We start from the raw sequence: 20,531 nt of genomic DNA on the forward strand, positions 1-20,531 counted from the left end.
CTGAGATCTTGTGAATTTCCCATATTTTTATAGTGAATCGCTCACTTGGTTTGTGGTTGCCTGTCAAATATGCTGACGGCGTTGGTCTTTCGGCAACTTTTTTTGGGATATTGTGGAACTTTCTGGCGGTCTGTTTTTAGAGCTATATGTTGTGTGAATATGTGCTGCTGTGTCTAATTGGGCCAATTTGTGGCTGAAAACAGGCGCATTTCTGACCGCTCAATATACTGCGATCAGCCTTGATACTAAGAATGTGGGGAAAATTCCTGTTGATTTCCATGAATTCCCATGTCATTCCTAAATCACGAGATGAGGACGGGAAAATCAAGGGGCAAAAAGACCCCAGGTAAAAACTTAAAGTCAGGTTTCATACAGGCGCCCGCTTTCATCGAAATACAAGAGATCCGGCGCGCGAGCGAGCAGACATCCCCCCAGGTGGCGCGCGCAGCTGGACACCCCGCAAAGCGGGACGGTGGCGGCGGATTGGGCAGTGGCAGCAGCTCAATCCGCCGTTTCGTTTTTCAGGCTTGCGGTTCGGTATCAATTCATCTGGGTGGGCAACAAGGGACGGGCCGGGACAGTGGGTCTGAGTTTCAGAGGCGAATTCGACCAGAAGGTTGATGGTAAGGGGCGGATGTCGATCCCAGCCTCTTTTCGTCGTGTGCTCGAAGATGGCGACCCCGATTTTCCGCAAAGCCCAAGCCCGCGCATAGTGGTGCTGTACGGTCCGCATCTCAAAGGCTGTCTTCACGCCTATACGATTGATGCGATGGCCGAAATCGAAGCCGATATCGAAGCTCTGCCGCGCGGTTCAAAACAACGTAAATACGCCAGCCAGATGATCCTCGGGAAATCCTGGGAAACCGAGATTGACCGGGATGGTCGTATCGTGTTGCCGAAAGAGCGCCGCGAACAGATCGGGCTGGAAGGCGTCGCCACGATGGCGGCCCGTGGCGATTATTTCGAAATCTGGAATGCCGATACATACACGGCAGAGGAAGACGCTGATCTCAATGAATTCCTTGCCGAACAGGACGACGACTTCGATCCGCTGTCACTGCTGGATGGTGCAAAGGGGGCATAACTGATGACCGAAACGGTCCCAAGCCCCGATGATGCGCCGCATATTCCCGTTCTATTGCGTCCACTGATCAAGGCGGTTTCGCCGGTTTCCGGTGTTTGGCTGGATGGCACGTTTGGCGCTGGCGGCTATTCTCGCGCATTGCTGGAAGCTGGCGCGGACAAGGTGATCGGCGTTGATCGCGACCCGCTGGCGCTGGAACTGGCCGCGCCTTGGGCCGGACAATATGGTGACCGGCTGGAATTGGTGCAGGGGGTGTTTTCCCGGCTGGACGAATACGGCTCTGACCTCGATGGCGTGGTGCTGGACCTCGGAGTCAGCTCGATGCAGCTTGATCTGGCAGAGCGCGGGTTTTCCTTCATGAAGGAAGGCCCGCTCGACATGCGGATGAGCCAGGAAGGCCGTTCCGCCGCCGACATCGTCAACGATGCCAGCGAAAGCGATCTGGCCGATATCCTGTTTCATTACGGCGAAGAACGCGCCAGCCGCCGCATCGCCCGCGCGATCCTGCGCGAACGCGACCTGGAACCGATCACCACCACCCTGCGGCTGGCAAAGATCATTGAATCCTGCCTGCCGCGGTCGAAACCCGGACAATCGCATCCCGCCACCCGCAGCTTTCAGGCGCTGCGGATCGCGGTGAACGATGAATACGGCGAATTGATCGGCGGGCTGGAAGCGGCCGAACGGGCGTTGAAACCGGGCGGGCAACTGGCCGTTGTCACCTTCCATTCGATCGAAGACCGGATGGTGAAACGGTTCTTGCAGCAACGATCGGGCAGCGGCGGGCGTACCAACCGCTATGCGCCGGAACAAGAAGAAGTCGCGACCCAGTTCAGCCTGAAATCACGCAAAGCCATCGGGCCGGACGATCAGGAACTGGCGGAAAACCCGCGCTCGCGCAGCGCCAAGCTGCGGGTCGGCATTCGGACCGACGCCGCAGCAGGCCCCTGCGACCGCAAGGGGTTGGGTATGCCAATGCTGAGAGGGACTTGAGAAATGCGCAGCTTTTTCTATATCGTCACCGCTTTGATCGTGATCGGGCTGGCGTTCTGGGCCTATCAGGAAAATTACAAAACACAGGCCGCGCTGGACCGAACCGAAGATTTGCAGACCGCTATCGGGCAAGCGCGGTCGCGGCTGGCGACGCTCAAGGCCGAATGGGCCTATCTGAACCGTCCCGACCGGCTGCGCGAACTGGCCGATATCAATTATGACCGGCTTGGCCTGCTGCCGCTGGCCCCCGAACAGTTCGGCAAGACTGATCAAATCGCTTATCCGGCGCTGAATTCGAACTTTGTCATCACCGATCCGGTCGACGTATCATCAAGCGAGGAACTGCAATGATCCGGACCCCGCTGCGCCCGCTGGCCCGCATTCTGGATGCCCGTTCCAAGGGCGAAAACCCCGACGCCATCGAACGTGAAAACATCCGTCTGCGGCACGAAGAAATGCGCGACCGCGCCCGTCAACGCGCCGAAAGCCGCCTGCTGGTGCTGGGGTTGTTTTTCCTATGCGCCTTTTCGGCGGTGGGGCTGCGTATGGCGGCGCTGTCAGCGACCGAACCGACCGAACCCCGCGCCAGCGCGGCCGGTGCCGCGATCGTCGCGCAACGCGCTGATATCATTGACCGTCAGGGCCGCATCCTGGCCACCAATCTGGAAACTTACGCGCTTTATGCCCAACCGACAGAAATGATCGACCCGGAACATTCCGCCACCGAATTGGCGCGGATTTTCCCCGAACTGAACCGCGAAACACTGCTGGAAGATTTCACCGGAAAACGTAAATTTCTGTGGATACGCAAAAAACTAAGCCCCGAACAGAAACAGGCGGTCCACGATATCGGCGATCCTGGGCTGATGTTCGGGCCGCGCGAAATGCGGCTTTACCCCAACGGCCATCTGGCCGCCCATGTGCTGGGCGGGGCCGGATTTGGCCGCGAAGGCGTTCATGCTGCCGAAGTGATCGGTGTTGCTGGCGTTGAACGCCGGTTTGACGATTTGTTGCGGGACCCAGCCAACGAAGGCAAGGCGCTGCAACTGTCCTTGGACCTGTCGGTTCAGGCGGCCACCGAACGGGTGCTGTCGGGCGGGATGAAGCTGATGAACGCCAAGGGGGCCGCAGCGATCCTGATGGATGTGCATAGCGGTGAAATCCTGTCGCTGGTGTCATTGCCCGATTTCGATCCCAACGACCGGCCGCGGCCACCGACCCAAGGCCATGCTGTCGATAGCCCGCTGTTCAATCGCGCGGTGCAAGGGGTGTACGAACTTGGCTCGACCTTCAAGATATTTGCCGCCGCACAGGCGATGGAACTGGGATTGGCCAATCCCTCTACCATGGTCGATATCCGTGGTCCGCTGAGATGGGGAAAATTCAAAATTCGGGATTTCCACAATTACGGCAAGGAACTGAGCCTGACCAAGATCATCGTGAAGTCGTCCAATATCGGCACTGCCCGGATGGCGCAGCAGATCGGCGTGGAGCGGCAGAAGGACTTCCTGCGCAATCTGGGCCTGTTCGAAGCAACCCCGGTGGAACTGACCGAAGCGGGTGGCGGGAAACCGCTGCTGCCGAAAAACTGGTCGGAACTGTCGACGATGACGATTTCCTACGGTCACGGTTTGTCGGCGACGCCGATGCACTTGGCTGCCGCTTATGCCGCGATCGCCAATGGTGGCACCAAGGTAAATCCAACCTTGTTGAAGCAGGACAAAACCCAGACCGGCCCACGGGTGATGTCGGCTCAAACCGCCCGCGCCGCGCGGCTGATGTTGCGCAAGGTGGTGTCCGAAGGCACTGCCAGCTTTGGCGAAGTGCCCGGCTATGCCGTTGGGGGTAAAACCGGCACCGCCGACAAGCCCAAGGAAAACGGCGGCGGCTATTACGACGACCGGGTGATCGCCACTTTCGCGTCGATGTTCCCGGCGCATGATCCGAAATATGTTCTGGTGGTGACGCTGGATGAACCGTCTGAAAATTCGGGTGACAAACCGCGCCGCACCGCTGGTTGGACCGCGGTGCCGGTGGCAGCGGAAATGATCCGCCGAGTCGCGCCATTGCTGGGGCTGCGGCCCGAGATTGAACCCGACACTCTGGCTGATATAACGCTGACATCAAATTAAGCCGGGAAAGGCGCGTCGATGGCAGAGCAGGGCAAATCTCGGGGTAAATCTCTGGGCGAACTGGGGTTGACGGCACAGGGCGGGCGCAACCCGTTCATCGCCGGCCTGGCTGTGGACAGCCGCGAGGTCCGCAAAGGGTTCCTGTTTGCCGCATTGCCGGGTACAAAAATACATGGCGCAACTTTCGTTGAAACCGCTTTGGATCGGGGGGCAGATGCAATCCTCACGGATGCAGAAGGGGCGCAGATCGCAGCTGACGCGCTGGCGCGCAACGACGCCGCGCTGATCATCGCCGTAGATCCGCGGCAGACCTTGGCTTATACCGCTGCCTTATGGTTCGGGGCGCAGCCCAAAACCATGGTGGCAGTGACCGGCACCAATGGCAAAACCTCGGTTGCGACCTTTGCCCGCCATATCTGGTCCGAACTGGGGTTCGAGGCGGTCAATCTGGGCACTACCGGGGTCGAAGGTGCCTTTCAGGCCCCGTTGCACCACACCACGCCGGAACCGATCACCCTGCACCGGATGTTGTCGGACTGCGCGGCGGCGGGCGTCACCCATGCCGCGATGGAAGCTTCCAGCCACGGGCTGGCACAGCGACGCTTGGACGGGGTGCATCTGTGTGCGGCTGGATTTACCAATTTTACCCAAGATCACCTCGATTATCACGCCACGTTCGACGATTATTTTCAGGCCAAGGCAGGGCTGTTTTCGCGGGTATTGCCCGATGACGGTGTCGCGGTGGTCAATATCGACGATCCGCGCGGTCAGGATATCGCCGCGCTGGCGGCTGAACGCGGCCAGCGGGTGATCCGGGTCGGGCGGCTGCCTTTGGCCGACCTGCAATTGCAGGCGCAACGCTTCGACGCGACGACACAGGAAATCCGGTTCCGGTTTCAGGATCAGGTCTATCTGGTCCGGTTGCCGCTGATCGGCGGATTTCAGGCCGATAACGTGCTTTTGGCCGCAGGCCTGGTGATCGCCGCCGGGGCCGATCCTGACCGAGTGTTTGAAACCCTGCCACATCTGGGCACGGTGCGGGGCCGGATGCAATTGGCCGCGACGCGGGCCAATGGTGCCACGGTATTTGTTGATTACGCCCACACCCCCGACGCGGTGAAAACCGCGCTCAAGGCGCTGCGCCCGCATGTCATCGGCCGATTGGTGGCGGTGATCGGGGCGGGCGGCGATCGCGACCGTACCAAGCGGCCCTTGATGGGGCAGGCGGCGGCGGACAATGCCGATCTGGTGATCGTGACCGACGACAACCCGCGCAGCGAAGACCCCGCCGCGATCCGCACGGACGTGCTGATGGGCTGCCCCGATGCGATTGAAGTCGGCGACCGCGCCGAAGCGATCCTGCGCGGCGTCGATGCGCTGGGACCGGGCGACGCATTGCTGATCGCTGGCAAGGGCCATGAAAGCGGTCAGATCATCGGAGAAAACACCTATCCCTTTGATGATGTCGAACAGGCCAGCGTGGCGGTTGCGGCGCTGGATGGGGGCATGGCATGATGTTGTGGACCGCAGAAGAAGCCGCCAGCGCCACCGGCGGGCGGATCACCGCCGATTGGCAAGCCAGCGGCGTTTCCATCGACACCCGCACACTGCAACCCGGTGATCTGTTCGTGGCGTTGCAGGCGGCGCGCGACGGTCATGATTTCGTGGCGCAGGCGCTGAACAACGGCGCGGCTGCGGCAGTTGTCACCCATGTGCCCGAAGGGGTCGCCGAAGATGCGCCGCTGCTGATCGTGCCGGATGTGTTGTCTGCGCTGGAAGATCTGGGCCGCGCCGCCCGCGCCCGCAGCAAGGCCAAGGTGATTGCCGTTACCGGGTCGGTGGGCAAGACGTCGACCAAGGAAATGCTGCGCATGGTGCTGTCGGGGCAGGGCAAAACCCATGCCGCCGAGGCCAGCTACAACAACCATTGGGGGGTGCCGCTGACGCTGGCGCGGATGCCGCGCGACACCCGTTTCGCGGTGATCGAGATCGGCATGAACCATGCCGGAGAAATCGCACCGTTGGCGCGCATGGCGCGGCCGCATGTGGCGATGATCACCACCGTCGCCGCCGCCCATCTCGAAGCCTTCGACAGTATCGACGCGATCGCCCGCGAAAAAGCCACGATCTTCGACGGGCTGGAACCGGGCGGTGTGGCGGTGATCAATGGCGATTTGAGCGTCACACCGATTTTGGCGGCGGCGGCGCGTGCCCGGGAGGCGCGTATCCTCAGTTTCGGCGAAGCGCCGCATAATCACCACCGATTGACCGAGGTGACGCTGGTCGATGATGTCACCGTGGCAACGGGCCGCCGCTGGCGTCAGCCGGTGCTGTATAAAATCATGGCCGCGGGGCGTCATTTCGCGGTCAATGCGATGGGGGTGTTGGCGGTGATCCATGCGCTGCGGCTCGATCCGACCATGGCGGCCACCGATCTGGCGCGCTGGGTGCCACCCGCGGGCCGGGGGCTGCGCGAACGGATTCAGTTCGACCCGGTCACAGAGGATCAGGCCATTGATTTGATCGATGATGCCTTCAACGCCAACCCGACCTCGATGGCCGCCGCCCTGGAAGTGCTGGCCGCCGCCCGTCCCAAGGACGGTATAGGCCGTGTCGCCAAGGGAAGACGGGTCGCGATTCTGGGCGATATGCTGGAACTGGGCCCCGACGAAATCGTCATGCATCAGGCTCTCGCCGATCTGCCCTTCGTGGCGCAGATCGACGTGATCCATTGCGTTGGGCCACGGATGAACCGGCTTTGGGCGCAACTGCCCCCCGGCAAGCGCGGCGAATGGGCCGAAAACGCTGGCAAGCTGGCCGACCGGGCGCATCGGCTGATTGATGCCGGTGATGTGGTGCTGGTGAAAGGCTCGAAAGGATCGAAAGTGTCCAAGGTTGTTGACGCGATCCGAAAACTGGGCCATGCCGCGCCCCAATCTGAACAAGGGGCGTAACAGATGCTGTATTGGTTGACCGGGCTTTCGGATGGGGGCGATTTCTTCAACCTGTTCCGCTATATCACCTTCCGCTCGGGTGGGGCCTTCATGACTGCGCTGATCTTTGGCTTTATCTTTGGCAGGCCGCTGATCAACGTGTTGCGCAAACGTCAGGGCAAGGGTCAGCCGATCCGCGATGACGGCCCCGAGGGCCATTTCGTCAAGGCCGGTACCCCGACCATGGGCGGGTTGCTGATCGTCGGCGCGCTGTTGACCTCGACCATTCTGTGGGCCCGGCTGGACAATCCTTTCGTCTGGTTGGTGCTGTTCGTGACCATTGCCTTCGGTGCTATCGGCTTTGCCGACGATTATGCCAAGGTGTCCAAGCAGAATACCAAAGGTGTGCCGGGTAAGCTGCGGCTGCTACTGGGTTTTGTGATCGCGGGGATCGCCGGGTACTGGGCCACGTGTTACCATCCCGAGGCGCTGCAATACCGGCTGGCGCTGCCGGTGTTCAAGGATACGCTGATCAATCTGGGGCTGATTTTCATTCCCTTCGCGATGATCGTCATCGTCGGCGCGGCCAATGCGGTCAACCTGACCGACGGTCTTGACGGGTTGGCGATCATGCCGGTGATGATAGCCGCCACCGCATTGGGCATCATCGCCTATGCGGTCGGCCGGGTCGATTTCACCGAATATCTTGATGTGCATTACGTCCCCGGCACCGGCGAAATCCTGATCTTTGTCGCCGGTCTGGTCGGTGGCGGTCTGGGATTCTTGTGGTATAACGCGCCGCCCGCTGCCGTGTTCATGGGCGATACCGGATCGCTGGCCCTGGGCGGGGCCTTGGGGGCCATCGCGGTCGCCACCAAGCACGAAATCGTGCTGGCCATCGTTGGCGGATTGTTCGTGGTCGAGGCGCTGAGCGTGATCATTCAGGTGCTTTATTTCAAACGCACCGGCAAGCGGGTGTTCCTGATGGCCCCGATCCACCACCATTACGAAAAAAAGGGCTGGGCCGAACCGCAGATCGTGATCCGGTTCTGGATCATTTCGCTGATCCTGGCGATGATCGGGCTGGCGACGCTGAAAGTGCGCTAAGGCGGCTTCTGTGGCATGGTGCGCGCCTTTGGCGCGCAGGTTTGTCTCGTCGCGGGCCTTTGGCCCTCTCCTCGGGATTTCGCGCGCCGCGCGGGAGTATTTGGGGAACGATGAAAGCCTGCGGTATTGAGAATGGGAAAGAAAAAACATGATACCTGTCACGGGATTTGAAAGCCGCCACGTGGCGGTGCTGGGATTGGGGCGCTCGGGGATGACCACGGCGCGGGCTTTGCAGGTGGGCGGCGCAGTGCCGGTTTGCTGGGATGACAATCCAGAGGCGCGGGCCCGCGCCGAGGCCGAGGGGTTCGAAATTCGCGACCTGATGGCCCCCGGTGGCTTCGGCGAAATCGTCTCGCTGATCGTCAGCCCCGGTATCCCGCATCTCTATCCCGACCCGAACAAGGTGGTCGCCGCCGCCTGGGCCGCAGGGGTGCCGGTGGACAATGATATCGGGCTGTTTTTCCGCTCTTTCGGGTCGGGGGATTGGGATTATTTCGACAGCCCGCCGCGGGTGGTCGCGGTGACCGGATCGAACGGAAAATCCACCACTTCGGCCTTGATCCATCACGTGTTGGATGCTGCTGGCAAGAAGGCGCAGCTGGCCGGTAATATCGGCCGCGGGGTGCTGGATATCGAACCGCCCGAAGACGGCGACGTGATTGTGTTGGAACTGTCCAGCTATCAGACTGATCTGGCCCGCGCGCTGACCCCTGATATCGCCGTGTTCACCAACCTGACACCCGATCATCTGGACCGGCATGGTGGTAAGGGCGGGTATTTCGCCGCCAAGCGTCGGCTGTTTGCCGAAGGCGGACCGGACCGCGCCGTCATCGGCGTGGATGAAAACGAAGGCCGCTATTTGGCCAACCAACTGAGCCAGGGACCGGGCGATGATCGGGTGATCCGGGTATCGGCCGCCGCGAAACTGACCGGTCCGGGTTGGAATGTCTTTGCCCGCAAGGGATATCTGAGCGAATACCGCAAGGGGCGGCAGGCCGGGTCGATCGATCTGCGCGCCATCACCGGCTTGCCGGGGGCGCATAACCACCAAAACGCCTGTGCCGCCTATGCCGCCTGCCGCAGTCTTGGGCTTGCACCACGGGTGATCGAAGCGGCATTCCAAAGCTTCGCTGGTTTGCCCCATCGCAGCCAGACCATCGCGGAACAGGGGGGCATCCGGTTCGTCAATGACAGCAAGGCGACCAATGTCGACAGCGCCGAAAAGGCACTGCAGGCGTTTTCCAACATCCGCTGGATCTGCGGCGGGTTGCAGAAGGAAGGCGGGCTTGGCCCGCTTCAGGACGCGCTGGGATCGGTGAAGAAAGCCTATGTGATCGGCCGCGAAGCAGCCGGGTTCGCGCTGCAACTGGACGGTTGCGAGGCCGAGGTCTGCACCACGATGGCGCAGGCCGTTGCCCAAGCGATAAAAGACGCCGAACCGGGAGATACGGTGCTGTTGGCCCCGGCGGCAGCCAGTTTCGATCAATATGACAATTTCGAACAACGCGGCGATGATTTCGCGGCTTGTGTGATGGCCGCTCTCGGGCTCTGACCTGGGGCCGGGCAGGGCTGCCTGGGCCACGTGGAAATATCGTGGCAGCGGCGCGGGCAATGACTTCTGTCAAAGACAGCCGGGGGGCTGTCCTTCACCTTTTCTTGGATGATCGTGGACCCAAATCAGGGTTTCGGCCATGGCAACAAGGGGGCCCGGTGATGGATGATCATTCGACCAAACGTCAGGTTCAGGTGGGGACAACGCGGCTTGCCGGCGTCTTGCGACGGCCCGAGGTGCCGATCGGATTGGTGATCTTTGCCCATGGTGCCGGCAGCAGCCATCTCAGCCCGCGCAACAACCACGTGGCCGAGGCCCTTGGGCAGCGCGGCATCGCTACGCTGCTGTTCGACCTGCTGACCGAGGAAGAGGCGCTGGATCGGCGCAACGTCTTCGATATCCCGCTGCTGGGCGGGCGGATGGTCGAGGCGGTGGACTGGGTCGTCGGGCAGCCGGTTTTGGCCGATCTGCCGGTGGCCCTGTTCGGATCGAGCACCGGGGCCGCTGCCGCCCTTGTCGCGGCGGCGCAGGCGCCTGACCGCTTTGCCAGCGTGGTTTCGCGCGGCGGGCGGCCCGATCTGGCCGGGCAGGTCTTGCCGAAGGTGCGCGCGCCGGTGCTGATGATCGTGGGCGGCCATGACGGGCCGGTGATCGACCTGAACGAGACGGCGGCGGCGCAGATGACCTGCCCGCATGAAATTCAGATCGTTCCCGGAGCCACGCATCTGTTCGAAGAACCCGGCACGCTGGACCGCGTGATCGCATTGGCGGCGGATTGGTTCGAAACCCATTTCAAGGCCGAAGGAGGTCAGCCATGATGCGTTTTGCAGACCGCCAGACCGCGGGGCAGGCCTTGGCCGAGGTCGTGGCGCAGAAAGCCTATGCCGACCCGGTGATCCTGGCGCTGCCGCGCGGCGGCGTGCCGGTGGCGATCGAATTGGTCCGGGCGCTGCACGCACCGATGGATCTGGTCATGGTGCGCAAGATCGGCGCGCCGGGACAGCCGGAACTGGCGGTGGCGGCGGTGGTCAATGGTGACGACCCGCAGATCGTCATCAATGACAGTATAACCCGCGCTTTCGGATTGAACGCGGCGGATATCGAAGCGATGTCGAAACCACGCTTGCAAGAAATTGCGCGCCGCCGGGCGCTCTATCTTGGGGATCGCAAACCGGTGCCGGTCAAGGGCCGCACCGCTATCGTCACCGATGACGGTATCGCCACCGGGGCGACGATGCGGGCGTCCCTGTTGGCAGTGCGACGGCGCGATCCGGCGCGGCTGGTGCTGGCGGTGCCGGTCGCATCGCGCGAGGTGATCGCCGATCTTGGCAAAGAGGTGGACGAGGTGATCTGTCTGACGATGCCCGACCCTCTACGTGCCATCGGACTGCATTATGACGATTTTTCCCAGGTCGATGATGACGAGGTGGTGCGGCTGCTGGCCGAGGCGGATCGGCTTGCCGGACCGCCACCGCCCGAGGGCTGATTGTGCTATTCCACCGGATCGGTGGCGGCGCGCAGTCTGGATAGCGTGGTTTGGAGTTCTGCGAACAGTTGTTTGCGTTCATCTTCGGACAGGAAACTGCCGATTTCCACCCTGCGGCCATTGCCGCTGAGCGTGATATAGAACGGCACTGGGCCGCCGCTGACATGCATTTCAGCCCGTACCCAGTAGATGTTGCAGACCCATTCCTTGACCTCGCCGCGCACCGGTTTGTGCCACAGAATCAAGTTGGTTCCGTCAAATCGCAGGTGTTCCAAGATTTCGCCATCGCGGTAAGACCGTTCCAACCCCCACCACAGCGCGCCGACCATCGCCAGCACGAAGGGTAGAATACCCCACAAAAACACCGTGCCGATCAGCGCATAAAGCGGCACCGTGCCCAGCGTGAAGGCCAGCAGGATCATCGCCGCAAACCCTTTGCGCGGCAACGACCGGTGTGGCCACAGGGTCAAAAGCGTGTCGTGTTCTGAGGTCCAGCGATAAGGCATTCAGGCGTCAGCGGGTGGGGATGTCGGATATGGTCGGTGCATTCGACAGGTCCAGGACGCCCAACGTCACGAAACCGACAAGAACAGCGTCCACTGCAACAGTGGCCAGAATGATGCCCATGACCCGACTGATCACACTGGCACCGGTTTCACCGATATAGCGCTGAATTTGAACCGCCAACAGAAGCAAGGCCAGCGTGATGACCAGCACCCCCAGCAGCAGCACAGCGGTGATCGCCTGATCAGGGACCGAATTGCGGTTGTTGTCGGTCAGGATGACGACGGCAAGCATCGCACCGGGAGAGGCGATAGAAGGCATTGCCAGCGGGAACACTGCACCGGACAGGTGGTTGCGCTCGGCCGATTCAATTTCGATTGCGGGTTTCGAGTCCCCGAAAATCATCGAAAGCGCGAACAGGAACAGAATGATTCCGCCAGCGATTTGGAACGCCCCGAGGTGCAACCCCAGTGATTCCAGCAACAACTGCCCCGTGGCCAGAAAAACCAACAGCACGACCGTTGCGACCAAGACCGCGCGCATCGCAAAGCGGCGGTGTAGTTCGGGTGGCACGTGCGAAACCGCATAGAGAAACACCGGTATCGACCCGATTGGGTCAATAACCACGAACAAGGTAATGAATTCGCGTAGTAAGTTGGTCAGATCAAGGGACATTTATGGGTGTCTGCTGAATGAGGGTGAGGGGATGGATTGAAATGGCCCGGACATTGCTGCCCGGGCCAATCTCTTATTCTCTGGTCGGGCCGATTAGTGCGCGTGGCCCTTGTCCCAGTCTTCCTGCTTGGGCAGGGTTTCAAACGTATGTTCCGGCGGCGGGCAGGGCAGGGTCCATTCCAGCGTATCCGCATGTTCGTTCCAGTAGTTGTTCTCGGTCACTTTCTTACCCTTAAGCAGGGCATAGATGATGATGCCGAAGAACAGGATGAACGAACTGAATGAAATCAGCGCACCAATCGACGAAATCTTGTTCCAGTAAGCGAATGCTTCCGGATAGTCGATATAACGGCGCGGCATACCCTGACGACCCAAGAAGTGCTGCGGGAAGAAGGTCAGGTTGACGCCGATGAAGAACAGCCAGAAATGGATCTTGGCAAAGAATTCCGAATATTCACGCCCAGACATCTTGCCGAAGTAGAAGTAGATCCCCGAAAAGATGGTAAAGGCCGCGCCCATCGACATGGTGTAGTGGAAATGTGCCACGACATAATAGGTGTCATGGTAAGCCCGGTCGATACCGGCCTGGCTCAACACGATGCCGGTCACGCCACCGATGGTGAACAGGATCAGGAAGCCGAATGCGAACAACATTGGTGCCTTGAATTCAACCGAACCGCCCCACATGGTGGCAATCCAGCTGAAAATCTTCACCCCTGTTGGCACCGCAATCACCATCGTGGCCAGCATGAAATAGCTCTGCTGGCTCAGCGACAGGCCGACCGTGTACATGTGGTGCGCCCACACGACAAAACCCAGACCCCCGATCGCGATCAGCGCCCAGACCATCGGCAGATAGCCAAAGATCGGCTTGCGCGAGAAGGTGGCGATCACGTGGCTGACCAAACCGAAGCCGGGCAGGATCACGATATACACTTCCGGGTGGCCGAAGAACCACAGGATATGCTGATACAGGATCGGATCGCCGCCGCCTGAGGGGTCAAAGAAGGTGGTGCCGAAATTCCGGTCGGTCAGCAGCATGGTGATGGCACCCGCCAGAACCGGCAGCGACAGCAGAATCAGCCACGAAGTGACAAAGATCGACCAGGCAAACAGCGGCACCTTGAACAGGGTCATGCCCGGGGTGCGCATGTTCAGGAAGGTGGTGATCATGTTGATCGCACCCAGGATCGAGCTGGCACCAGACACGTGAACCGCAAAGATCGCCAGGTCCATCGACATGCCGCCTTCGTTGACGCTGAGCGGCGGGTAGAGAACCCAACCGACGCCAGACCCCAACTGGTCATTGCCGCCCGGGCTGAGCATCGAAGCAACCCCCAGCGCGGTACCGGCAACATAAAGCCAGTAAGACAGGTTGTTCATCCGCGGGAACGCCATATCCGGCGCGCCGATCTGCAATGGCATGAAATAGTTGCCGAAACCGCCGAACAGCGCCGGGATAACGACGAAGAACATCATCAGAACACCGTGATAGGTGATCAGTACGTTCCACAGATGCCCGTTCGGGGTGCATTCGCTGGTCGCGTCAGCGAACAGCCGCGCGCCTTCCAGGCACATGAACTGAACGCCGGGCTCCATCAGCTCCAGGCGCATGAAAACGGTAAAACAAACCGAAATCAGACCGACGATGGCGGACGTGATCAGGTAAAGGATACCGATATCTTTATGGTTGGTGGACATGAACCAGCGCGTGAAGAAACCGCGATTATCTTCGTGTTCGTGGCCGTGGATGGCTGCGTCTGCCATGCTCTTGCCTCCTGTTGGTGTATTGAAAAGCGCATAGAGAGTCCCCATGCGCCCGTGTTCATTCCCCGTTTTAGAATGCCCGGGCCGCAACAGCAATTCCCGAATTTGATGCAGATCAAATAATATTGTCGCACCCTGTCAGACGGTTTGCCGACAACCGGCGGTGATTTTCAGCCGTCGAAACCGGTTTGCAAGCCGGGCAAACCCCATTCGAATAGGGGGCTACCGACCATCTGGCACTGCTGCGTGGCCGACGGTAAACCCGATCAGCGTGCATTAATCCCGGCAAAAGACGGGAAGGTTTGGATATCTGTGCCCCGCTGGGGGTCGGTGTTTTGTCGCGCCGCCGCATGTGCCGGACAAAAAAAGGCGCACGGAAACCCGTGCGCCTGTCGGAAACTCTGAATGTTCGGGCTTATTCCGAAGCGGGTTCCGGGGCCGGAGCCACCGATGCCAGATAGGCCGCGACGTCTTCGCCACCCTTTTTCAGCTTGAACGACATTTTCGATTTTGCCGCGCCGTCACCGGTCGCCTCTTTCAGGAACTCTTTGGGGTCGGCGGTATATTTGGCCAGGGTCTCTTCGTCCCAGACAACACCAGCTTCACCGGCAGCGATGATGCTGTTGCCGAATTTGAAGCCTTCATAAGTGCCGGCGGTACGACCGATCACGCCGTAAAGATTCGGGCCGGTTTTGCCGCCTTTCATGATCACGGTGCCGTCATCGGCTTCAATCGTGTGGCAGGCTTTGCATTTCTTAAAGGCCTTTTCGCCTTTATCGATATCGCCTTCGGCAAAGACCGGTGCGGCCAAGGTTGCCAGTACGGCGGTAGCGGTCAGCAGTTTGTTCATTGCGGGCCTCTTGTATTTGGTTTCGGTTCGCGTCCCGTGATAGATACCGCACATCAACACTTTATCAACAGGCTAAAGACAAGAAGAATTGTCGCAGTCTCGCGTGTCTTGGCCCCATTCAGATGATTTTCCGGGGATTTTACCCGGGTTTCCGCAAAAAACACTTCTGAATCCGGGTCATTCGGGATAGGAGCGGGATCGCGCAAAGACGCGCGGTTTTCGAATGAAAGAGGACGATCATGACGACCAAGGTATTCATTGATGGCGAAGCTGGCACGACGGGACTTCAGATCCGCGATCGCCTGACCCGCCGTCCGGATATCGAATTGGTCCAGATCGACCCGGATCTGCGCAAGGATGCTGCGGCACGTAAAGCGGCCTTTGCGGCGGCCGATGTCGCGATTCTCTGCCTGCCGGATGCGGCGGCGAAGGAATCCGTGGCTTTGTCCGCCGATCTGCCGGTGCGGATCATCGACGCTTCGACCGCGCATCGGGTCAATCCCGATTGGGCCTTCGGTCTGCCGGAACTGAACGCGGATCAGGCCGCGCGGATCAAAACCGCGCGCTATGTCGCCAATCCGGGCTGTTATTCCACCGGTGCGATCGTATTGCTGGCGCCGTTGGTGTCGGCGGGGCTGATCCCGGCGGATCACCCGATCAGCATCAACGCGATCAGCGGCTATACCGGCGGTGGTAAAGGGTTGATCGCTGAATATGACGCGGGCGAAGCACCCGGTGCCTTCATCTATGCCACCGGCCAGACCCACAAACACCTGCCCGAAATCGTCGCCTATTGCGGTCTTGACCGGATGCCGATCTTCGTCCCTTCGGTGGGCAATTTCGCGCAAGGTATGGCGGTGCAGATCCCGCTGCACCTGTCGGCATTGCCGGGGACGGTGGACATGGCGCAGGTTCATGCGGCGCTGGCGCAGCATTACGCCGGGTCCGACCGCATCCGTATTGCGCCGATCGAAGATCAGGACAGCCGCATCGATCCGACCGCGCTGAACGGCAGCAACGATCTGGAAATCTCGGTCCGCGGCGACGCGGCAACCGGGCGGGCCGTGTTGATCGCGGTGCTGGACAATCTGGGCAAGGGCGCCTCGGGGGCCGCGGTGCAGAACCTCGATCTGATGATTGGCGCGGATTAAACTAAAAACGCCCCGTTTGACCGGGGCGTTTCCATTTCGGTGATGTCCGTCTTGCCCCCAAAGTGACAAAAGCCGCAGCGCACAGTCATCCGTTTTCATCGTGCAACACGATATTGAACCCTTCGTCCGGCGATGGCGCGACAAAGTGCTTGGAAAACCGGCGAAACTGCTCCTCGGTCACCGCAAACGGATGATCGCCTTGCGCGTTGCGTTGGCGCAGCCGTGCCAGGCAAAGATCGTCTGGCGGATTCAGCACGTGCAATTGATGAGACGCGTCGGTCGCCTCAAGAATGTCACGCATCCAGGCACGGTTTTCAACGGTGTTCGCGGGGAAATCCAAAACAATCGAAACCCCCGCGTTCAACAGCGACGATATATGAGGCGCCATGATCGTTCGCAATTTGCCCGCACATCGCACATAATCCGATGCCGACGACATTTCCGCAGCGAAAAGGGCGTTCAGCCAATCGTCTTCGGCAATAAGGACCGTTCCATTCGAACGACCAAGTCTGGCTGCCAGCGTGGATTTTCCGGCGGCGATTTTTCCGCACAACATGTGCAGTGTTGGAGATGAAAGAGACATTGAAAGGAAACCTTGGTTCGGCGCGTCTGGCGCATATGAGATTCAGATACCAATTGCCCGGCCCGGCGTGTCAGGCCGGGACGGTAATTCGGATCTGACGCTGAACGTCGATTGTCTGAATCAAGGTTTTCATACTCGGTAGAAACACCATATTTATTCCGATGTCCACGGCGGCGCGGCACCACTCCTGCCTTACCGTTCCAACGGCAATTCGCCGAATTCGGCGTCGAAACTGCGGCGCAGTGCCACGTCGAGATCCTCCATCGTCACCGGCAATCCCAGATCGACCAAACTGGTGACGCCGTGTTCAGTGATGCCGCAGGGCACGATGCCGCCGAAATGCTCCAGATCGGGATCGACATTGATCGATACCCCGTGAAAGCTGACCCATTTGCGCAGCCGAATACCGATGGCGGCGATCTTGTCTTCGGGCACGGCCCCCGTAGCGGTCAGCGGCTTGTCCTGCCGTTGCACCCAGACCCCGACCCGGCCGTCACGGATTTCGCCGCGAATGTTGAATTCGTCCAGCGTCGCAATGACCCAGTTTTCCAGTTGTTGCACGAAACGGCGCACATCATGGCCGCGCTTGCCGACATCCAGCATCACATAGGCCACCCGCTGCCCCGGCCCGTGATAGGTATATTGCCCGCCGCGCTTGCTTTGATGGACCGGAAACCGGTCGGCATCGCGTAAATCTTCACGCTTGGCCGATGTGCCAGCGGTGTAAAGCGGGGGATGTTCAACCAACCAGACGCATTCCCCGGCTTCGCCCGCCGCGATGGCCGTGGCACGGTTTTCCATGAAGGCCACGGCTTCGTCATATCCGGTCAATCCGTCGGTGGTGATCCATTCGACCATGGTCTGCCTTTCTGTCCTGCGCCTGTGCCGCATTGAAGCGCGGGTTCTTTTCCCTCGCCTAAACGCTGGGTTTTGCGTTACTCTGATTCTATTATTTCATATCTATAGGGAGCGAGGATGATGTTTTCCAAGTCGCTTAAGACCACCTTAGCCGCCGCTCTGCTTGTCAGCACGACAACAGCTCCGGCATTTTCTGACAATCTGGGCGCGGCCATCGTCGGTGGTCTCATCGGCGGCGCGATCCTGAACGAGGCCAGCAAGAACAAGAAACGCACCGTTTACACCACCACCAATTCCGTCACTCGTCAGCAAAACCGCGACGTCCAGTCATCGCTGAACTATTTCGGATTCCCGGCGGGCACTCCCGATGGTGTGCTGGGCAGCCGGTCGCGTTCCGCGATTTCGCAATATCAAGTCTTTATGGGCTTTCCCGCGACCGGCAGGCTGTCCCCTTATGAACGCGATTTTCTGGTGTCGTCCTACAGCCGGGCCCAAATCGGCGGCCCGCAGGTGATCAAGGCGATGCAGGGCCCGCAGGGCGTGCGCGGCCTGTTGCATACCTGGCGCGACGAAGCGACCGGCAGCCGCAGCGCTGGCGGCTACGGCACCGGCTATGGCGGCGTCCCGGTCGAAGTCAGCCAAGCGATCGACGAAATCGCCAGCAGCACCGAACCCAGCGCCGAACAGCTGATGCAGCGGTCGGGTTTCATGCAACTGGCCGATTTGAACAATGACGGCAAGAACGACTACATTCTCGACACCTCCGTCAGCGGCAGTTCGTTCTGGTGTGGCACCTCGCATTGTACGGTGATGGTTTTTGCCTCGATGCCGCAGGGCTATCGCCGGATCGATTTTCAGGCCCGTGGTGTGACCCCGGCCAGCTTCTCTTGCCATCAAAGCAATTGTTCGCTGATCGAACCGGGCAGCACCACGATGGCTGCAGCTCCGGCTCCGGCTCCGGTTCCCGCACCGGCACCGCAAACCACCGCGCCGCAAACGACGATGGCGGCGGCACCGCTGGGCGGCATCCAACCCTTCGCCATGGCCGGAGACAGCAAACCTGCGGCTTCGCTGGCCAGCCATTGCAGCAAAGTCAGCCTGTTGACCAATTCCAATGGTGGTTTTGTCACCATGGCCACGTTGCGCGATCCCGATCTGGCACTGAGCGAACAGTTCTGCCTGACCCGGACCTATGCGATCGGCGCGGGTGAAGACATGGTCGCCAAGGTGCAGGGCTTGAACTCGGCCCAGGTCGATGCGCAATGCGATGCTTTCGGCCCGGCCTTGGCTCCGTTCATTGCCAAGCTCGAGGGCGCGACCGCCGCCGAAGTGACCGGCGAGGTGCAGAAATTCGTGCTGCAATCGAACATGTCGCTGCCGCAGCTCAACAACACCGCGCGGATCTGCCTGTTTTCGGGCTATCGCCGCGACAAGATGGAAGTGGCGCTGGGATCGGCCTTGCTGATGGTCGGCATCGGGCAGGCACCTTATGCCGAACTGGTTGGTCATCACCTGTCGCAGGGCTTTGGCGTGACGAAATCGGCTTCCCGGGCGCAAGATTGGTACGCGCTGTCGGTCAATGCGCTGGAAGCAGGGGCCGAACCGGTCTTTGCCCCCGGTCAGCCCGAACGCGTCGGCTTGATCAAAGCCGCCTCTGCCGGTCTGAATGGCGGCGCGATGACCATGCCCGCTGGTGGATCGGCATCGGGTCTGCCCAGCTTTTCGCTGGATAATTGAGTATTTAAAAAAAGACGCGGCCGCCCATCTTGCGGCCGCGTTCTCATCTCCAGTCGGTCATTTTATGATCCGGTAGGGCAGGGACCGATCACGGCAACAAACCCGCATCCCTGATCGTCATGACATTGGTACGGCTGACCGGGATGCCCGGTCCGTCTTCTGGCGCGGGCTGATGGTCGCCGCTGCGGTGAACTTCCTGCCCGGGCGCAGGATCAACAAGCTGTTTTTCCCCGATCAACCCGAACGAGGCTATAGCGTGATAGCCGTCGCGCTGAGCCTTATCGCCCTTTTTCTGCTACGCGAGATCATTGCCCGACGTCGGGCGGAAAATCGTGTAAAATCTTTCTTGCAGCCCATCCCAACATCCCGTAGATAGCCTTTCACCGAGCCTAGACAGTGCGGTCGTGGCGGAATTGGTAGACGCGCAGCGTTGAGGTCGCTGTTCCTTAACCGGAGTGGAAGTTCGAGTCTTCTCGACCGCACCAAAAATCCAGTAAAATAAATGAGTTATGCCAATTCAAGGGGCCGTTCTGTGGGCCGCTTGATGGATGCTCCCCGTTGACAGATAGGTCAGCCCGCGATTCTTTTCTCCTTATAAATGGTCCGCTGACGGCTTTGTTGCACAAATCGGGGTGTGTTCAGACTTCCCCTTTCCCTAGACAGACTTATCCTACGGGCACTGTGACAGGTATGCCAAGAGTGGTGTAGCGGTTCAGGATGGCGAGAAACGCGCGAAAGTTGGTGATGCCCTGAGGGGCGGCATATCATGGCGGTGTTCAGACGCCGTCAATTCTCTGCCGAGAAAGGGATATGCCACATGCCAGAGACTACCATCACCCAACTGCCGGATCCATCGGGTTTTTCCACTGACCCGTTCACTGGCATCCTCCGAGATGGCGCGCGCAAGCTGATCGAACAGGCGATCCACGCGGAACTGTCTACGCTCATGGCCGCCTTTTCGGGGGACAGGCTGGATGACGGCCGCGCGCGCCTGGTGCGCCATGGTCATTTACCCGAACGCGAGGTGATGACCGGCATTGGTCCTGTGTCCGTGAAGGTGCCGCGCGTTCGGGATCGCGGAGCGGGCGAAGACAAGATCACCTTCACGCCCAGCATCCT

General features: G+C 60.2%; 18 protein-coding genes, 1 tRNA gene and 1 pseudogene. 14 read left to right on the forward strand and 6 right to left on the reverse strand.

Annotation, left to right across the window (positions count from 1 at the left end; translation table 11 throughout):
* The first annotated feature begins 490 nt into the window (after nucleotides 1-490).
* The 10 genes from mraZ (at nucleotide 491) to TG4357_RS04695 (ending at nucleotide 11,287) form a co-directional block, all read left to right on the forward strand.
* Nucleotides 491-1,084 (forward strand): division/cell wall cluster transcriptional repressor MraZ, encoded by a 594-nt coding sequence (gene mraZ / locus TG4357_RS04650; protein WP_233487428.1) that lies wholly within the window; start codon nucleotides 491-493, stop codon nucleotides 1,082-1,084.
* Between the two features lie 3 nt (nucleotides 1,085-1,087).
* Nucleotides 1,088-2,077, forward strand: a complete 990-nt coding sequence (gene rsmH, locus TG4357_RS04655) for a 16S rRNA (cytosine(1402)-N(4))-methyltransferase RsmH (RefSeq protein ID WP_058261713.1) — start codon at nucleotides 1,088-1,090, stop codon at nucleotides 2,075-2,077.
* A 3-nt stretch (nucleotides 2,078-2,080) separates the two neighbouring features.
* The gene (gene ftsL / locus TG4357_RS04660) at nucleotides 2,081-2,428 is read left to right on the forward strand and encodes a cell division protein FtsL (protein ID WP_058261714.1); all 348 of its coding nucleotides are present in this window, start codon (nucleotides 2,081-2,083) and stop codon (nucleotides 2,426-2,428) included.
* Nucleotides 2,425-4,209 carry a peptidoglycan D,D-transpeptidase FtsI family protein gene (locus TG4357_RS04665; protein ID WP_058261715.1) on the forward strand — a complete coding sequence of 595 codons (1,785 nt, stop codon included), beginning with the start codon at nucleotides 2,425-2,427 and terminating at the stop codon, nucleotides 4,207-4,209. Before ftsL ends, TG4357_RS04665 begins: the two co-directional genes overlap by 4 nt.
* An 18-nt stretch (nucleotides 4,210-4,227) precedes the next feature.
* Nucleotides 4,228-5,724, forward strand: coding sequence for a UDP-N-acetylmuramoyl-L-alanyl-D-glutamate--2,6-diaminopimelate ligase (locus tag TG4357_RS04670; protein ID WP_058261716.1), 1,497 nt, complete (start codon nucleotides 4,228-4,230; stop codon nucleotides 5,722-5,724).
* Complete coding sequence (locus TG4357_RS04675) at nucleotides 5,721-7,163, forward strand: UDP-N-acetylmuramoyl-tripeptide--D-alanyl-D-alanine ligase (protein WP_058261717.1); 1,443 nt, start codon at nucleotides 5,721-5,723, stop codon at nucleotides 7,161-7,163. Before TG4357_RS04670 ends, TG4357_RS04675 begins: the two co-directional genes overlap by 4 nt.
* 3 nt (nucleotides 7,164-7,166) lie before the next feature.
* On the forward strand, nucleotides 7,167-8,249 hold the full coding sequence (gene mraY, locus TG4357_RS04680; protein ID WP_058261718.1) for a phospho-N-acetylmuramoyl-pentapeptide-transferase: 1,083 nt from the start codon (nucleotides 7,167-7,169) through the stop codon (nucleotides 8,247-8,249).
* Nucleotides 8,250-8,397: 148 nt separating this feature from the next.
* A complete protein-coding gene (gene murD, locus TG4357_RS04685; protein WP_058261719.1) occupies nucleotides 8,398-9,801 on the forward strand; it encodes a UDP-N-acetylmuramoyl-L-alanine--D-glutamate ligase in 1,404 nt (467 codons plus the stop codon).
* 161 nt (nucleotides 9,802-9,962) lie between these two features.
* Nucleotides 9,963-10,619 carry a dienelactone hydrolase family protein gene (locus TG4357_RS04690; RefSeq protein ID WP_058261735.1) on the forward strand — a complete coding sequence of 219 codons (657 nt, stop codon included), beginning with the start codon at nucleotides 9,963-9,965 and terminating at the stop codon, nucleotides 10,617-10,619.
* Nucleotides 10,616-11,287 carry a phosphoribosyltransferase gene (locus TG4357_RS04695; protein WP_199484624.1) on the forward strand — a complete coding sequence of 224 codons (672 nt, stop codon included), beginning with the start codon at nucleotides 10,616-10,618 and terminating at the stop codon, nucleotides 11,285-11,287. Before TG4357_RS04690 ends, TG4357_RS04695 begins: the two co-directional genes overlap by 4 nt.
* A 5-nt stretch (nucleotides 11,288-11,292) precedes the next feature.
* Here the strand turns inward: TG4357_RS04695 and TG4357_RS04700 are convergent, their stop codons facing one another.
* From TG4357_RS04700 to TG4357_RS04715, 4 genes are all read right to left on the reverse strand, one after another.
* Nucleotides 11,293-11,793, reverse strand: a complete 501-nt coding sequence (locus TG4357_RS04700) for a DUF2244 domain-containing protein (RefSeq protein WP_058261720.1) — start codon at nucleotides 11,791-11,793, stop codon at nucleotides 11,293-11,295.
* A 7-nt stretch (nucleotides 11,794-11,800) separates the two neighbouring features.
* The gene (locus TG4357_RS04705) at nucleotides 11,801-12,466 is read right to left on the reverse strand and encodes a MarC family protein (RefSeq protein ID WP_058261721.1); all 666 of its coding nucleotides are present in this window, start codon (nucleotides 12,464-12,466) and stop codon (nucleotides 11,801-11,803) included.
* Nucleotides 12,467-12,559: 93 nt separating this feature from the next.
* Nucleotides 12,560-14,233 (reverse strand): cytochrome c oxidase subunit I, encoded by a 1,674-nt coding sequence (gene ctaD / locus TG4357_RS04710; RefSeq protein WP_058261722.1) that lies wholly within the window; start codon nucleotides 14,231-14,233, stop codon nucleotides 12,560-12,562.
* Nucleotides 14,234-14,648: 415 nt separating this feature from the next.
* Nucleotides 14,649-15,083: a c-type cytochrome gene (locus TG4357_RS04715; protein WP_058261737.1), complete on the reverse strand. Its 435-nt coding sequence runs from the start codon at nucleotides 15,081-15,083 to the stop codon at nucleotides 14,649-14,651.
* Between the two features lie 239 nt (nucleotides 15,084-15,322).
* On the opposite strand from TG4357_RS04715, the gene argC reads away from it, so the two are divergent.
* On the forward strand, nucleotides 15,323-16,234 hold the full coding sequence (gene argC / locus TG4357_RS04720) for an N-acetyl-gamma-glutamyl-phosphate reductase (RefSeq protein WP_058261723.1): 912 nt from the start codon (nucleotides 15,323-15,325) through the stop codon (nucleotides 16,232-16,234).
* An 85-nt stretch (nucleotides 16,235-16,319) separates the two neighbouring features.
* On the opposite strand, the gene TG4357_RS04725 is transcribed toward argC, so the two are convergent.
* Nucleotides 16,320-16,817: a P-loop nucleotide/nucleoside kinase family protein gene (locus TG4357_RS04725; RefSeq protein ID WP_058261724.1), complete on the reverse strand. Its 498-nt coding sequence runs from the start codon at nucleotides 16,815-16,817 to the stop codon at nucleotides 16,320-16,322.
* Nucleotides 16,818-17,009: 192 nt separating this feature from the next.
* Entirely contained in the window at nucleotides 17,010-17,708 is a 699-nt protein-coding gene (lipB, locus tag TG4357_RS04730; RefSeq protein WP_074647047.1) for a lipoyl(octanoyl) transferase LipB, read from the reverse strand.
* Between the two features lie 87 nt (nucleotides 17,709-17,795).
* Between lipB and TG4357_RS04735 the strand changes: the two genes are divergently transcribed.
* From TG4357_RS04735 to TG4357_RS04745, 3 genes and pseudogenes are all read left to right on the forward strand, one after another.
* Nucleotides 17,796-19,412 carry a peptidoglycan-binding domain-containing protein gene (locus TG4357_RS04735; RefSeq protein WP_058261738.1) on the forward strand — a complete coding sequence of 539 codons (1,617 nt, stop codon included), beginning with the start codon at nucleotides 17,796-17,798 and terminating at the stop codon, nucleotides 19,410-19,412.
* A 398-nt stretch (nucleotides 19,413-19,810) separates the two neighbouring features.
* Nucleotides 19,811-19,897, forward strand: a tRNA-Leu gene (locus TG4357_RS04740).
* A gap of 332 nt (nucleotides 19,898-20,229) precedes the next feature.
* Nucleotides 20,230-20,531, forward strand: a pseudogene (locus TG4357_RS04745) (IS256 family transposase); the annotation flags it as partial.

The sequence above is a fragment of the Thalassovita gelatinovora genome, assembly GCF_001458355.1.
Lineage (GTDB): Bacteria > Pseudomonadota > Alphaproteobacteria > Rhodobacterales > Rhodobacteraceae > Thalassobius > Thalassobius gelatinovorus.

Excerpts from the sequence above, each read along its gene's own strand:
- ctaD (WP_058261722.1), bottom strand. The coding sequence starts at position 14,233 with ATGGCAGACGCAGCCATCCACGGCCACGAACACGAAGATAATCGCGGT.
- TG4357_RS04695 (WP_199484624.1), top strand. The coding sequence starts at position 10,616 with ATGATGCGTTTTGCAGACCGCCAGACCGCGGGGCAGGCCTTGGCCGAG.
- TG4357_RS04675 (WP_058261717.1), top strand. The coding sequence starts at position 5,721 with ATGATGTTGTGGACCGCAGAAGAAGCCGCCAGCGCCACCGGCGGGCGG.
- TG4357_RS04670 (WP_058261716.1), top strand. The coding sequence starts at position 4,228 with ATGGCAGAGCAGGGCAAATCTCGGGGTAAATCTCTGGGCGAACTGGGG.
- TG4357_RS04735 (WP_058261738.1), top strand. The coding sequence starts at position 17,796 with ATGTTTTCCAAGTCGCTTAAGACCACCTTAGCCGCCGCTCTGCTTGTC.
- argC (WP_058261723.1), top strand. The coding sequence starts at position 15,323 with ATGACGACCAAGGTATTCATTGATGGCGAAGCTGGCACGACGGGACTT.
- murD (WP_058261719.1), top strand. The coding sequence starts at position 8,398 with ATGATACCTGTCACGGGATTTGAAAGCCGCCACGTGGCGGTGCTGGGA.
- rsmH (WP_058261713.1), top strand. The coding sequence starts at position 1,088 with ATGACCGAAACGGTCCCAAGCCCCGATGATGCGCCGCATATTCCCGTT.
- ftsL (WP_058261714.1), top strand. The coding sequence starts at position 2,081 with ATGCGCAGCTTTTTCTATATCGTCACCGCTTTGATCGTGATCGGGCTG.
- TG4357_RS04705 (WP_058261721.1), bottom strand. The coding sequence starts at position 12,466 with ATGTCCCTTGATCTGACCAACTTACTACGCGAATTCATTACCTTGTTC.
- TG4357_RS04665 (WP_058261715.1), top strand. The coding sequence starts at position 2,425 with ATGATCCGGACCCCGCTGCGCCCGCTGGCCCGCATTCTGGATGCCCGT.
- TG4357_RS04700 (WP_058261720.1), bottom strand. The coding sequence starts at position 11,793 with ATGCCTTATCGCTGGACCTCAGAACACGACACGCTTTTGACCCTGTGG.
- lipB (WP_074647047.1), bottom strand. The coding sequence starts at position 17,708 with ATGCGGCACAGGCGCAGGACAGAAAGGCAGACCATGGTCGAATGGATC.
- mraY (WP_058261718.1), top strand. The coding sequence starts at position 7,167 with ATGCTGTATTGGTTGACCGGGCTTTCGGATGGGGGCGATTTCTTCAAC.
- TG4357_RS04690 (WP_058261735.1), top strand. The coding sequence starts at position 9,963 with ATGGATGATCATTCGACCAAACGTCAGGTTCAGGTGGGGACAACGCGG.
- TG4357_RS04725 (WP_058261724.1), bottom strand. The coding sequence starts at position 16,817 with ATGTCTCTTTCATCTCCAACACTGCACATGTTGTGCGGAAAAATCGCC.
- TG4357_RS04715 (WP_058261737.1), bottom strand. The coding sequence starts at position 15,083 with ATGAACAAACTGCTGACCGCTACCGCCGTACTGGCAACCTTGGCCGCA.